Source organism: Sphingorhabdus sp. (genome assembly GCF_041737645.1).
GTDB lineage: Bacteria > Pseudomonadota > Alphaproteobacteria > Sphingomonadales > Sphingomonadaceae > Sphingorhabdus_B.
Window position 1 is genome coordinate 26,472 of the sequence record NZ_JBGSRI010000052.1, and the last position, 14,092, is coordinate 40,563.

The following is a 14,092-nucleotide window of genomic DNA, read 5'->3' on the forward strand; positions in this document are numbered from 1 at the left end:
GGGCGCAAGGTCACAAAGACAAGGGTGAGAATGATAATCAAGCATATCGAAGCACGCAAAAAAGGCGACTAAAACAGTTTTTTCGGGTCAACAATCAGCTACCTGCACTCAACCGCGCTCAAGCATATAATTGACTAAATTGGCCAGCGTTCGAAATTCCTGGGTCGATATTCCTGCCTGCCCTTTTACCGATGGAGGCACCATCGCCCGTCCAAATCCGAGCTTTGCGGATTCCTTCAACCGCAAAGCGCCATGCGCCACCGGACGGATTTCGCCGGAAAGCGCTACCTCGCCAAACAACACCGCGTCCGAAGGCAATGGCCGCTCAGAAAGCGCCGACACCAAAGCCGCCGCCACCGCAAGATCGGCAGCCGGGTCAGAAATCCGGTAACCACCCGCAATGTTCAGATACACTTCGGCGGTTGAAAAGCTGAGGCCGCAGCGCGCCTCCAACACCGCCAATATCATGGCGAGCCGTCCGCTATCCCATCCCACAACCGCGCGCCGCGGTGTGGCACCGCTTGATAGCCGCACCACCAGCGCCTGAATTTCCACCAGAACAGGCCGTGTTCCTTCTAATGCCGGAAACACCGTTGCGCCTGTCACTTGCTCGGCCCTGTCGGTCAGGAACAACGCACTCGGGTTACCAACCTCGGCAAGGCCTTCCTCTTGCATGGCGAACACTCCGATTTCATCGGTGCCGCCAAAACGGTTCTTGGACGCGCGCAGAATCCGGTACTGATGGCTTCGCTCGCCTTCAAACGCCAACACCGTATCCACCATATGTTCCAGCACGCGTGGGCCGGCAATACTACCGTCCTTGGTGACATGCCCGACCAGCATCAACGCTGACCCGCGTTCCTTGGCAAAGCGGATCAGTTCCTGCGCCGATGCCCGCACCTGACTGACCGTACCCGGCGCACCTTCAATCAGGTCGCTGTGCATGGTCTGGATGGAATCGATGACCAGCAACGCAGGGGGTGCGCCTTTGCCCAGCGTCGTCAAGATATCACGCACCGAAGTTGCCGCCGCCAATTGCACCGGCGCATCGCCAAGCCCGAGCCGCCGCGCGCGCAACCGCACCTGATCGACCGCTTCTTCGCCCGAAATATAGGCAACAGATAGCCCCCGCCGCGCAAGGTTGGCCGCAGCCTGCAACAGCAAAGTCGATTTTCCGATTCCCGGATCACCCCCCAACAACGTTGCCGATCCGGGCACTAGCCCCCCGCCCAACGCCCGGTCAAATTCCGCAATTCCGGTCGACGCCCGCTCGGGCAGCTTGATATCACTATCAAGGCCAGACAGCTCGACCGAACGTCCGCCAGACCGCAAATGATGCTTCATTTCGAAAACGGTGGCACCCGCTTCTTCGGCGAGCGTATTCCACTCTCCGCAATCATCACATTGCCCCTGCCAACGGGTCGCCTCGGACCCGCAGGCCTGACACACATATCTGCGTTTTGCTTTTGCCATATCGGGTTAATAACAGAACATATCATGAACTCAAGTATCAAACTGGTCGCTTCTTTGCTTGCGCGACATAATAAGCAGTGTCACATCATTCCAATGCGGGAAAAGGAACTCAGACTGGCGCTTATCTGCTACGGCGGTGTTAGTCTGGCGATCTATATGCACGGTGTGACCCGGGAAATCTGGCATCTGATCCGCGCCAGCCGCGCTTATCATGATGGTGATGAAACACCGGGCGGCAGCGAAGCCATCTATTTCGACCTGTTGGCAAAAATCGAAGCGGTTGCTGGCACAAAATTGCGGGTGTTCACTGACATTATCGCAGGTTCAAGCGCCGGTGGAATCAACGGCGTATTCCTCTCGCAAGCCATCGTAACCGGCCAGTCACTTGCACCGCTTACGGACCTCTGGCTTGAAAAAGCCGATGTCGAAATTCTACTCGACCCAGATGCACGCCCACTTTCGCGTTTCTCGAAATTCTGGGCGATACCGATTGCGTGGATGATATTGAGGCGCAAGGGCGGTGCCATTGACCGCATGGTCGCCGATGAAGCCAAGGAAGAGGTCGCCACCAAATTATCGCGATTTGTCAGGGCAAGATGGTTTGCGCCGCCCTTTGGTGGACAGGTCTTTTCCGGACTGCTGCTTGACGCATTTGATGAAATGGCGAAGGGTATGACAGACAAGGCATTATTGCCGCAACACCAGCCACTTGACCTGTTTGTGACTGTCACTGACTTTGCGGGTCATGACCAGATTCTCATGTTGAACAGTCCATCGATGGTCGTTGAATCAGAACACCGTATCACGATCAGCTTTTCAACACGCGCGCGCAGAGGAATGGATATCGCAGCTATTCCCGAACTGGTTTTCGCCGCCCGTGCAACGGCAAGCTTTCCCGGTGCTTTCCCGCCATTTTCCGCACATGAACTTGACGCGCAGGTCAAAGCACGCGGGATAGATTGGGCCGAGCGCGACAATTTTCTGCAACGGATTTTGCCGCAACAATTTGCAGCCGGCGTGGCTGCCGACACCATGTTGATTGACGGATCAGTTCTCGCTAACGCACCGTTTAATCAGGCTATCGAAGCCCTACGCAATCGACCGGCACGTCGCGAAGTTGACCGGCGTTTTGTCTATATCGATCCCAAGCCAGGGCGCCCCAGTTTCCGCTTTGGCAAACGCGGCGGAACGAATGCCAAAGATGGCATCAGCATGAAACCGCCGGGTTTCTTTTCTACGATATTTGGTGCCACATCGAACATCCCGCGCGAACAACCGATACGCGACAGCCTTGAAAAACTGGAAGGCCGTACCGAACGGATTGAACGGATGCGGCAAATTACCGACAGTTTACGTCTTGAAGTTGAAGGCACGATTGAAAAGCTGCTCGGCAAGACATGGTTTCTGTCACAACCGACGCCGGAACGGCTTAACAAGTGGCGCTCGACCGCGAACGAAAAAGGCGCGCAAGCCGCCGGTTACAGTTACCCGGCTTATGGTCATTTGAAAATGGCAGGTGTCGTCGACGATATTATTGCAATTGCACGTAGAAGCTATCCGGAGGGCGATGCCCTGCATTTCAGGAATTTACGCAGCGCAATCCGGAATGAAATTCGCGAACGCGGCTTGGACGCGATGGCTCATGACAAAGGCATCGGCGCGACCAGGGAATCGATCGAGTTTTTCAAAGAGCATGATATCCGCTTCCGTATCCGCCGCTTGCGCTTCCTCGCCCGCCGGTTGGCCCACGAAATCGAAGCAGATTATGGCCGGGAAGATGTCGGGACAAAGTCGATGCATGATAACATATATGCATGCTTATCCCTGTTTTTAGAGCGCGAAACGTCGCAATATATGGGTGCCGATTTTGGAATCTATGTTGCGAAAGGCTTATCGGAGCCCGCAAAATTGCTCGACACGCTTGCCGAGCGCCTCGAGCTTGTAGAGGCTGACCGACTGGCGGACAGTCTATTATGCGATGCGTTGCTACAAATGCCGGAGGAAAGTCGACGCGTCATGCTGCTCGGGTACATTGGATATCCACTGTACGATATCGCAACCTTGCCGCTTCTTCAGGGCGAAGGACTGGATGAGTTCGATCCTGTCAAGGTAGACCGCATTTCGCCCGAAGATTGCAACAGCATCAGAACCGGCGGAGCGGCCACGTCCTTGAAAGGCATAGAATTCAACAATTTTGGCGCCTTTTTCAGTCGTTCCTATCGTGAGAACGACTATCTCTGGGGCCGCCTGCACGGCGCGGAACGATTGATCGACATCATCTTGTCTGCAATTCCACCCGGAGTTAACATTGACGATTTGGACGTTCACAATTTCAAGCGCGAGGCGTTCGAAGCGATTTTGGATCAGGAGGAACCCCGACTGACCAAAATCAAGCCGCTCATCGTATCGCTCCGCTCAGAAATCGAAAGTCTGGGTGGAACCGCACCTTAATGATGATGCGGTACCTAACCCCCTGTCCCGATCACCCCTTCAACTGTGCATAAACCGTCTCGACAAAACCGTCTGCGGTGATGAAACCATCCGTTTTTACGCCGAACCCGTCGGCTGGCCGAGAAGCCTTGATCTGGTCAAGCGTTTTGCCTTCTTTGATGCCGGTTTCGACCTTAGCAATGACCGTTGCAATCATGTTGCGGTGGTTTTGCAAATCCGCCTTGGTCGCGATCACGCCATGGCCAGGAATGATTTTCGTCTGGTCATTCGCGATGGCCAGCACCTTGTCAGCCGCAGCGAGAAAACCCCGCACATTACCGCCACTGCCCACATCCACAAAAGGAAAGCTGATTTGCAACATGAACAGGTCGCCCATGTGGATGACATTCGATTTTGTCCAGTGGATGATCGAATCGCCATCAGTATGTCCGGCGGGCATATGAATCACCCGAACTTCTTCGCCATTCAAATGGAGTTTTAGACCATCGGCATAGGTTATGACGGGCAAAGCGACCTTCGCCGCAGGTGGCACAACATTTCCGGCAACGGTCGCGCCAGCCGCCATCCGGACGCGGACATTATCGTGCGCCATGATTGTGGCACCGGCCTTCCCTAGATTTTCATTGCCGCCGCTATGGTCATAATGCCAATGCGTATTGATAAGAAACTTCACCGGCTGCGCGCCAAGAGTGGCCACGGCTGCCTGAATTTTCGCGGTCAACGGCGCAAACTGGTCATCAATCAGGATAGTGCCATCTTCGCCATAGGACACCCCGATATTCCCGCCCGCGCCAAAAAGCACGGCGACGCCAGGGGCCAGCTGTTGCGACTTGATTTCAACTTTGCTGAAATCATTCTGGGCCAACGCAGAAGCCGGGATAGCGACCATTGCAAACGCAAAAAGGGACGAAAGCATTTTCATTGGGGTAGTCTCCAAAACAAATTCCGACGACACGATAAGCTTCTAAAACTCCGATGAACAGCCCAATCACCGGCACAACGAACAACCTGTTAAGTCAAATCGTCCCAAATACCCTTGAGCTTGTCAAAAAAACCGGCGGATTGCGGGCTTTCTGCGCCGGTTTCCGTTTCCCGGAATTCACGCAGCAATTCCTTTTGCCGCGCGGTGAGTCGTGTCGGTGTTTCGACATCGATCTGGATGACCATGTCCCCGCGACCGCGCCCTTGCAAAACCGGCATACCCGCCCCGCGTTGGCGCAATTGCTTACCTGACTGAATACCTTCAGGAACAAGGATGATATGTTCCGCGCCATCAAGCCCGGGTATCCGGATTTGACCGCCGAGCGATGCCGTCGTGAAACTCACCGGCGCACGGCAAAACAGGGTTGTGCCGTCCCGTTCAAAAACCTTGTGCCGCGCCAGATGGATGAACATATAGAGATCTCCCGCAGCCGCCCCATAAGGTCCAGCCTCGCCTTTGCCAGCAACACGAATGCGTGTGCCTTCATCAACGCCAGGGGGGATGCTGACCGAGATTGCCTTGCGTTCGTCCACCCGCCCTTCACCGCGGCAGACTTTGCATGGGTCTTCGATAACCTCGCCACGTCCGTGACAGGTCGGGCAGGTTCGTTCGACGACAAAAAAGCCCTGCTGCGCGCGAACTTTGCCATGACCACCGCACAGATTGCAGCGGCGCTTGCCCGAACCTGGAGTTGCGCCCGTTCCTTCGCATGTGCCGCACGCCGATGCTACGTCGATGGTGATTTCTGCCTCTTTGCCGTGGAATGCTTCGTCGAGAGAGATTTCAAGATCGTAACGCAAGTCGGCACCACGCGCCGGGCCACGTTGACGGCCACCAAAGGCATCGCCGAAAAAGCTTTCGAAAATATCGGAAAAGTCGCCAAAACCAGCGCCGCCATTTTGACCGCCGCCCGCACCACCATTTTCAAAGGCGGCTTTACCGAAACGGTCATATGCCGCCCGCTTTTGCGGATCCTTTAGCACGTCATAGGCTTCGCTGATGGCCTTAAACTTTGCTTCGGACTTGTCGCAACCCGGATTGCGATCCGGATGACATTCCATCGCAATCCGCCGGTAAGACGACTTCAGTGTTTTTTCATCCGCTGTCCGTTCGACTTCCAGCAGTTCGTAATAATCAATGTCGAGACTCATGGTCGACTAACCCCCCGTTTCCCGACCGTCGCTGCGTTTCGGAGGCGACGGTCGGAAACTTTCACCTTTAGTCTTTCTTGTCGTCTTCGACTTCGGAGAACTCGGCATCAACGACATTTTCGTCAGCCGGTGCCTCTTCTGCCGTGTCGTTTGTTGACCCGGCTGAAGCTTGCTGCTCCTCTTTGTAAATCGCTTCGCCCAGCTTCATGGCGATTTGGGCAAGGGCCGCAGCCTTTTCCTTCATCGCTTCTACATCGCCGCCTTCGATGGCGGTCCTGGTCTCGGCCACAGCGGCTTCGATCTCGCCCTTCAGGCTGGCATCAACTTTGCTGCCATGCTCTTCGAGCTGCTTCTCGGTCGTGTGGACTAGGCTTTCCGCATTGTTCTTGGCTTCGGCTGCTTCGCGGCGCTTCTTGTCTTCTTCGGCGAAGGCTTCGGCATCGCGGACCATCTGATCGATGTCGGCATCGGACAAACCGCCCGAGGCCTGAATCTTGATCTGCTGTTCCTTGCCGGTGCCCTTGTCCTTGGCGGTTACGCTGACCAAACCGTTGGCATCAATGTCGAAGGTCACCTCAACTTGCGGCACGCCGCGTGGTGCTGGCGGTATTCCGACGAGGTCGAAATTGCCGAGCAGCTTGTTATCCGCAGCCATCTCACGCTCGCCCTGGAAAACGCGGATCGTCACCGCATTCTGGTTGTCTTCCGCAGTCGAATAGACCTGGCTCTTCTTGGTCGGGATCGTCGTGTTGCGATCGATCATCCGGGTGAACACGCCACCCAGCGTTTCGATACCGAGCGACAACGGAGTTACGTCGAGCAGCAATACATCCTTGACGTCGCCCTGCAGAACGCCTGCCTGAATAGCAGCGCCCATGGCCACAACTTCGTCAGGGTTCACACCGGTGTGCGGTTCTTTACCGAAGAAGTTCTTCACAACTTCGCGAACCTTGGGCATGCGGGTCATACCACCAACCATCACAACTTCATCAATTGCGTCGGCCTTGATACCCGCGTCGGCAATTGCCTTCTTGCATGGCTCCAGCGTACGCTTGATCAGGTCATCAACCAGCTTTTCGAGGTCCGCACGGGTGATATTTTTCACCAAATGCTTTGGACCATTCTGGTCAGCGGTGATGAACGGCAGGTTGACTTCGGTCGTCTGGGTCGAAGACAGTTCGATCTTCGCCTTTTCAGCCGATTCCTTCAAACGCTGTAACGCCAGCTTGTCCTTGGTCAGGTCAATGCCTTCGGCCTTCTGGAAATCGTCGGCGAGGAACTGGACTAGCTTGCTGTCGAAATCTTCACCGCCAAGGAAAGTGTCGCCGTTGGTCGACTTCACTTCGAATACGCCGTCACCGACTTCGAGGATCGAAATATCGAACGTACCGCCGCCAAGGTCATAAACCGCGATGGTCTTGTTTTCGTCCTTGTCGAGACCGTAAGCAAGCGCAGCAGCCGTTGGTTCGTTGATGATACGCAACACTTCGAGGCCGGCAATCTGGCCCGCATCCTTGGTTGCCTGACGCTGGGCGTCGTTGAAATAGGCTGGAACGGTGATAACCGCCTGAGTGACAGTTTCGCCCAAATAGGCTTCCGCCGTTTCCTTCATCTTCTGAAGAATGAATGCCGAGATCTGCGAAGGCGAATAATCGTCGCCACCTGCCTTGACCCAGGCGTCGCCATTCTTGCCCTTGACGATGCTGTAAGGCACCAGCTCGGTATCTTTCTTGGTGATGGGATCATCAAACCGGCGGCCGATAAGGCGCTTCACGGCGAAAACCGTGCTTTCCGGATTGGTGACGGCCTGCCGCTTGGCGGGCTGTCCGATCAGACGCTCGCCATCCTTGGCGAAGGCCACAATAGATGGCGTCGTACGTGCGCCTTCTGCATTCTCAATGACCTTGGGCTTGCCACCGTCCATAACCGCAACGCAGCTGTTTGTCGTGCCCAAGTCGATACCGATAACTTTAGCCATAAAAACTTACCCCGAAATTCTAGAATTGAACTCAATTATGCCAATTTCCGGACCGGCCCTATCAGGCACCGGCCTATTTCGAAAAAATGACACTGTAGCGGCGATATAGGTGCCAATTTGCTTGGCACAAGGCTTGGGCGCACCTAGATAGGCAAAAAGTGACCGTCCGCCCCGCTTTTGGACAGTTTTGAAAAAGCAGTTAATGGAGCAGGCAAATGAACCGGCGAATTTTTATCATCAGTACCGCCGCTATGGCTTTATTGCTCGGGTCGTGCGGGCCAACCCCGCAATTGAAAGTAAAAGAAGCTGTATTGACGCTTTCTCCAGTGGACCAAAATCCGTCCGCTTTCCACTTCAACGTTTATGGCGGGCCAAAAGACGTCTATCTTTTGCGTGTCAGCACGCCGTCTGCCATCCGAACCGAAATGCACGACGTCGGGGTCGACGCCAAGACCGGCGCAGTTACAATGTCACCAATGAACCGCGTGCTGATCCCCGCCGACAAAAAGGTCGAGTTCAAAAAGGGGGGCAAGCATGTGATGATGTGGGGTGTAAACCTCATCCCGCGCCGCCTTGGCGAGATTGAAGTCGAGTTCCTTTTTTCGAATAACCAGCGGATTTTGGTCGAGGCACGGGTCCAGGAAATCGACGGCACAGACCCGGACGAGAAAAAGGCCATCGATAACTAAGCATGTTCGGTCCGCATAAATCCGGAAGGCCGCTGACGTCGCGCGAACGCGCGTTGGCGCAGTCCATATTCGGTCAGGCGCTGGACTATGACCGTATCCGGATTCACAATCGCAAATATTGGTGGTTTCAACCAAGGCGGATTACCATGGCCCCCGATGGGCATCTCTGGTTCCACCCCAAGAATACCCTGTTTTGCGATGATTTCTGCGACCGTGACATTGGACTACAGGGGCTTTTCATTCACGAGCTGGTGCATGTCTGGCAACATCAGCAAGGGATATTCCTGCCGCTGAAACGCCATCCGTTTTGCCGCTATGACTATAGCCTCAAGCCCGGCTGGAACCTCGAACGCTATGGCATCGAACAGCAGGCTGAGATTGTCCGCCACATATTCCTGCTGAAAAACGGGGCAAGGGTTGCTGGCGCGCCGCCGCTTTCACAATATGACGGGATACTACCCTTTTGACGGCAACAGACCGAGCCGTTCGCGCATCGACCAGCGCGTGAGCACCAACCCGGCCACGATGCCTAACCCGACCGCAAGACCAACCCAGATTCCGACCCCGTCCCAGCCCCGGTAAAAGGCAAGCCAGCAGCCAAAGCCGATGCCAATCACCCAATAACCAAGCGCTGCAAACAGCATAGGCCATGTCGTATCCTGCAATCCGCGCAGCATTCCTGTGCCGACGACCTGCGCGCCGTCGACAATCTGGAACACAGCTGCCACCAACAGGAACGACACGGCCAGGTTGAGGACCTCGACATTTCCTTTCAGTTCGGGATCCAGAAAGAACCCGGCGAGTGTGGAGGGGATCAGCCACATGACCAGCGCCATGGCCGTCATGAAACCAACACCCAAGACATATGCCGCCCATCCTGCCCGACGGATCGCGTCACTGTCGCCCTTGCCAAAGCCCAGTCCGACGCGAACAGTTGCCGCTTGCCCCAGCCCCATCGGTACCATGAACGTCATCGACGCAATCTGAATGGCGACGGCGTGTGCCGCAACCGACACGGTGTTGATGTAACCCATCAGGAATACCGCAGCGGCAAACACCATAGCCTCGAAACCCATGTGCAGACCGATAGGAAAACCCAGCCGCCAGATCGTAAAAAACCGCGGCCAATCGGCGCGCCACCAGCGGCCAAACAAATGGTACCGGCGGAATTTCCTGTGCCGCATCACGACTGCGGCCAGAAACAGAAACTGGAACAAAGCGACCAGCGAACTACCGATCCCCGCGCCGACCAGTTCGAGACGCGGCAAACCAAAATGTCCGAAAATCAGGCCATAATTGACGACGGCATTGACGATGACCGCGGCAATCCCGGCGGCCATTGCCCAGTTCGGCTTTTCGAGTGCCGCCATGAACGACCGCAACACGACAACGCCTAGTGTCGGCAGAATCATCCATTGCAGCGAACGCACGAACAGCCCCGTGTCTTGCGCAAGTTGCGCAGGCTGACCCGCCCAGACCAGAAAAGATCCCGTAAACCATAAGATCGCCCACAGCGGCACGCAGACCGCGACCGACGCCCACAACGCCTGACGCACGGTGCGGCGCACATCGCGAACCGAGTGCGACTTGCGCCCGATCTCCGCCGCTATCAGCGGCGATGCGGCGGTGATGACGCCAATCCCGAAAAGCAGGATTGCGATCACAATCCCGGAACCCAATGCCGAAGCCGCCAACGCATCCGGACTAAGTCGCGCGAGCAGAAAAACGTCAGTCGAATTGATGAGGACCATCGTTACGTTGGTAAGAATAAGCGGCCACGCAAGCGCCAGCGTCGCCCGAAACTCGTCGCGCCATGGGGACTGCACGTCAAAGGAGGATGAGATCGCTGTCATGGGACGAGCGCGTTAGCGGAATGCGTGAAGTGCGGCTAGGGGGTGTTTGGTTATAGCGTTGCAGGAAAGTGGTATTAACCCGTCGCCCGTGGATGGGCATTGAAATATTCGTCAAGCAACATGGCGGTATCGACCGCCGTGTAAACCTGTGTCGACGACAGGCTGGCATGGCCCAACAATTCCTGCAAACTCCGCAAATCGGCCCCGCCTGCCAACAGGTGCGTGGCAAAGCTGTGACGCAAAGCATGCGGCGTTGTGCGTTCCGACAGGCCCAGTCGCCCGCGCGCACCTTGCACAGCACGCCGGATCAGTGCCGGCGATAATGGCCCGCCGCGCGATCCACGAAATAAAGGTACATCGCGCGTTGGTGGGTAAGGGCAAAGTGAGATATAATCTTCAATTGCCGCCTTAACCTGCTCCAATAGAGGAACAATCCGGGTCTTGTTGCGCTTGCCGGTGACGCGCAGAGTTGCGCCCAAGGGCAAGACATCGCCCATCAGCCCCGTTGCCTCGCTTACGCGCAAACCGCTGCCATAGAGCAACAACAGCACCGCCCAGTCGCGAGCCCCCACCCAATTGTCCCGCGCCGAACCGGCGGCATCTTCGGCGAGAGCGATTACGTCATCGGGATTGACTGGACGTGGCAAGCTACGTTGCACGCGGGGACCCTTCAGTGCGGGCAAGCTTGCGGTATCGCCCAGCGCAAAACGAAGAAAATGCCGGACGGCGGACAGTTCGCGCGCCGTCGACCGGTTGGTCAATCCATCACCGCGCCGGTCGGCAAGAAAGGCGCGCAAATCAGCCGCGCTGATTTTAGTAAGCGCGACGCGATCCACCTGTTCACCCCAATGTCGCTCCAGAAAGCTGCTCAAGCGCTCCGCCGTTGCCTGATAGGCACGCACGCTGTGCGGCGACATTCGCCGGTTGTGGGTCAGGAAAGACAAATATTCGGCGAGGAGTGAAGCCATCACCGCAACCTTATCAGGCAGGTGCACTTGCCTCAACCGCTACTATCTCGGGCAGGATTGCATCCAATAGCGGCATACCCTTCGGTGTGACGGTCACCTTGCTGCCATTGCGGTGGATGAGGCCCAACCTGGCGATGCGTTCGACAGCCCGTGCATCGAGCAGCGCGTCCGCCGCGATGCCGGTTTTTTGCGACAGGCGGTTGAGGCAAATCCCTTCGGCGAGACGTAAACCCATCAACAGGGCTTCGATCGCGCGGGAGGTTGGATCGAGTAGATCTTCGCTGGCGATCGCGTGCGCGTTTCTGTCGATGGCCGCGCTGAAATTCTCGGGTTTTTTATGGCGTTGGGTTGCTCTGTTCAGTCGCCTTCCATGTGCGCCCGGCCCGATGCCGATATAGTCATCATAGCGCCAATAGCACAGATTGTGTCGGCTTTCGGAGCCTGGCCTGGCATGGTTGCTGATCTCATAGGCGGGCAATCTGGCGGCCGCTGTTACCGATTGAGTCAGTTCGTAAAGCGTTGCCGCCTCGTCATTGTCCGCCGGAATAAACTGGCCGGTGCGGACCATGGTTTCAAATCGTGTGCCCGGTTCAATGGTCAGCTGATAAAGCGACATATGGTCCGTGCCAAAAGACAAAGCCTGACGCAATTCCGCTTCCCATTGATCCTCTGTCTGGTCGGGACGGGCGTAAATCAGGTCGATATTGACGCGTGCGAAATGCTGCTGTGCGATCGCTAGTGCATCAAGGCTTTCGGAAACGCTGTGCGCGCGTCCCAGGAAAGCGAGCGCGGCATCGTCCAAGGACTGAAGCCCTAGGGAAACCCGGTTCACGCCTGCCTTTGCGAGATCTTTAAAACGCGCTGCCTCGACCGAAGACGGATTGGCCTCGAGTGTGATTTCGATGTCGTCAGCAAAGCCCCAATGCGCCTGTGCGGCTTCAATCAAAGCGGCAACTGTTGCGGGTGGCATCAATGACGGCGTACCACCGCCGAAGAAAATCGAAGTCAGCGGGCGATCCTTGGTCAACCCGGCTTCATGCGCCATGTCGGAAAGAAGAGCGGTTCGCCATGCATCCTGATCGACGCTTTCGCGGACATGGCTGTTAAAATCGCAATAAGGGCATTTGGAAATGCAAAAAGGCCAGTGGATATAAAGGGCGAGGGGTTCGCTCAAAAGACCGCCTCGACCAGTTTGCGAAAGGCATCCGCCCGGTGGCTCATGGCATGTTTTTCCGCCGGATCCAGTTCGGCAAAGGTCTGCGACCCGCCTGAAGGAACAAACACCGGATCATAGCCGAAGCCCAATGTACCGCGCGGCGGCCAGGTCAGGTTGCCTTGCACGCGTCCTTCAAAAACCTCTTCATGGCCGTCTGGCCAGACAAGCGCGAGGGTGCAGATGAAATAGGCGCTGCGGTCGGTGGCCGGTCCCTGTTCGGCCAGCTTTCCCTCAACCTTGCCCATCGCCATATACCAGTCGCGTCCCGGGCCATATTCAAAGACCTGCTTTTCGGCCCAGTCAGCCGTGTACACGCCCGGCGCTCCCCCAAGCGCCGCCACGCACAGGCCGCTGTCGTCGGCCAAAGCCGGCAAGCCCGATCCTTGGGCGGAGGCATGTGCTTTCAACAGCGCGTTCTCGGCAAATGTCGTTCCCGTCTCCTCCGGCTCGGGCAAGCCAAGCTCGCCCGCCGAAACCGGTTCTATGCCGAAAGGTGCAAGAAGGGCGCGGATTTCCCGCACCTTACCCGCATTGTGGCTGGCGATGACCAGCTTTCCGGGCAGGAGTTTGCGATGCGCCATGGTTTTACTTCACCGCGTCGGCCTGCACCGCGAATATCCGGTCGGTGCCCATGCGCGCGAGCCGCAGCAGGCGCAGCAGGCTCTCTTCATCATAAGTCGCACCTTCGGCGGTGGCCTGCACTTCGGCAATTTGCCCGCCTTCGATCAGCACGAAATTAGCGTCTGCATCCGCGGCTGAATCTTCAATATAATCAAGGTCCAGAACAGGTGTGCCGTTATAAATGCCGCAACTGATCGCCGCGACGCGGCTGCTGATCGGATCTTCCTTGATCGCGCCAGAGTGCATCAAGCCATCCACAGCCAATCGCAAAGCGACCCAAGCACCGGAAATCGCCGCTGTGCGCGTGCCGCCGTCGGCCTGCAACACATCGCAGTCGAGTGTTATTTGATGTTCGCCCAGTTTTTTGAGATCGACGACCGCGCGTAAAGAACGCCCGATAAGACGCTGGATTTCCTGTGTCCGCCCGGACTGCTTGCCCTTGGCAGCTTCACGCTGGCTGCGGGTATGGGTCGCGCGGGGCAGCATAGAATATTCTGCGGTCACCCAACCTTCACCCTTACCGCGCAACCATGGTGGCAGACGGTCTTCAACACTGGCGGTGACGAGAACGCGTGTGTCGCCAAATCCGATAAGGCAACTGCCCTCGGCATGTTTGGTAAAATGGGTTTCTATTGAAATGGGACGCATTTCGTCGGGCGCACGGCCGGATGGACGCATAATATTCTCCTGATAACGGGTACTGCGCCGCC

The 14,092-nt window shown here is 56.5% G+C and carries 12 protein-coding genes; 3 read left to right on the forward strand and 9 right to left on the reverse strand.

Going from position 1 to position 14,092, the window contains the following annotated elements; genetic code table 11:
• Positions 1-108: 108 nt before the first annotated feature.
• A complete protein-coding gene (gene radA / locus ACEW72_RS09485) occupies positions 109-1,473 on the reverse strand; it encodes a DNA repair protein RadA (RefSeq protein WP_373476132.1) in 1,365 nt (454 codons plus the stop codon).
• A 93-nt stretch (positions 1,474-1,566) separates the two neighbouring features.
• Here radA and ACEW72_RS09490 point away from each other — a divergent pair, with 93 nt between their 5' ends.
• A complete protein-coding gene (locus ACEW72_RS09490) occupies positions 1,567-3,924 on the forward strand; it encodes a patatin-like protein (protein ID WP_373476175.1) in 2,358 nt (785 codons plus the stop codon).
• Between the two features lie 31 nt (positions 3,925-3,955).
• Here the strand turns inward: ACEW72_RS09490 and ACEW72_RS09495 are convergent, their stop codons facing one another.
• The 3 genes from ACEW72_RS09495 to dnaK all read right to left on the reverse strand — a co-directional run bounded on the left by ACEW72_RS09495 (position 3,956) and on the right by dnaK (position 8,035).
• A complete protein-coding gene (locus ACEW72_RS09495) occupies positions 3,956-4,846 on the reverse strand; it encodes an MBL fold metallo-hydrolase (RefSeq protein WP_373476133.1) in 891 nt (296 codons plus the stop codon).
• 89 nt (positions 4,847-4,935) lie between these two features.
• On the reverse strand, positions 4,936-6,057 hold the full coding sequence (dnaJ, locus tag ACEW72_RS09500; RefSeq protein ID WP_373476134.1) for a molecular chaperone DnaJ: 1,122 nt from the start codon (positions 6,055-6,057) through the stop codon (positions 4,936-4,938).
• Positions 6,058-6,124: 67 nt separating this feature from the next.
• On the reverse strand, positions 6,125-8,035 hold the full coding sequence (dnaK, locus tag ACEW72_RS09505; RefSeq protein ID WP_373476135.1) for a molecular chaperone DnaK: 1,911 nt from the start codon (positions 8,033-8,035) through the stop codon (positions 6,125-6,127).
• A gap of 215 nt (positions 8,036-8,250) precedes the next feature.
• Between dnaK and ACEW72_RS09510 the strand changes: the two genes are divergently transcribed.
• Together ACEW72_RS09510 and ACEW72_RS09515 are read left to right on the forward strand one after the other, a co-directional pair.
• A complete protein-coding gene (locus ACEW72_RS09510; RefSeq protein WP_373476136.1) occupies positions 8,251-8,724 on the forward strand; it encodes a copper chaperone PCu(A)C in 474 nt (157 codons plus the stop codon).
• 2 nt (positions 8,725-8,726) lie between these two features.
• The gene (locus ACEW72_RS09515; protein WP_373476137.1) at positions 8,727-9,191 is read left to right on the forward strand and encodes a vgr related protein; all 465 of its coding nucleotides are present in this window, start codon (positions 8,727-8,729) and stop codon (positions 9,189-9,191) included.
• Here ACEW72_RS09515 and ACEW72_RS09520 read toward each other — a convergent pair.
• The 5 genes from ACEW72_RS09520 to rph form a co-directional block, all read right to left on the reverse strand.
• Entirely contained in the window at positions 9,180-10,577 is a 1,398-nt protein-coding gene (locus ACEW72_RS09520) for an MATE family efflux transporter (RefSeq protein ID WP_373476138.1), read from the reverse strand. The two genes, ACEW72_RS09515 and ACEW72_RS09520, sit on opposite strands and share 12 nt — an antisense overlap.
• Before the next feature lie 74 nt (positions 10,578-10,651).
• Complete coding sequence (locus tag ACEW72_RS09525; protein WP_373476176.1) at positions 10,652-11,545, reverse strand: tyrosine recombinase XerC; 894 nt, start codon at positions 11,543-11,545, stop codon at positions 10,652-10,654.
• 13 nt (positions 11,546-11,558) lie between these two features.
• Positions 11,559-12,719: a radical SAM family heme chaperone HemW gene (gene hemW / locus ACEW72_RS09530; RefSeq protein ID WP_373476139.1), complete on the reverse strand. Its 1,161-nt coding sequence runs from the start codon at positions 12,717-12,719 to the stop codon at positions 11,559-11,561.
• Positions 12,716-13,342 carry an RdgB/HAM1 family non-canonical purine NTP pyrophosphatase gene (gene rdgB / locus ACEW72_RS09535; protein WP_373476140.1) on the reverse strand — a complete coding sequence of 209 codons (627 nt, stop codon included), beginning with the start codon at positions 13,340-13,342 and terminating at the stop codon, positions 12,716-12,718. Before rdgB ends, hemW begins: the two co-directional genes overlap by 4 nt.
• Before the next feature lie 4 nt (positions 13,343-13,346).
• Positions 13,347-14,060, reverse strand: a complete 714-nt coding sequence (gene rph / locus ACEW72_RS09540; RefSeq protein ID WP_373476141.1) for a ribonuclease PH — start codon at positions 14,058-14,060, stop codon at positions 13,347-13,349.
• Between the last annotated feature and the right edge of the window lie 32 nt (positions 14,061-14,092).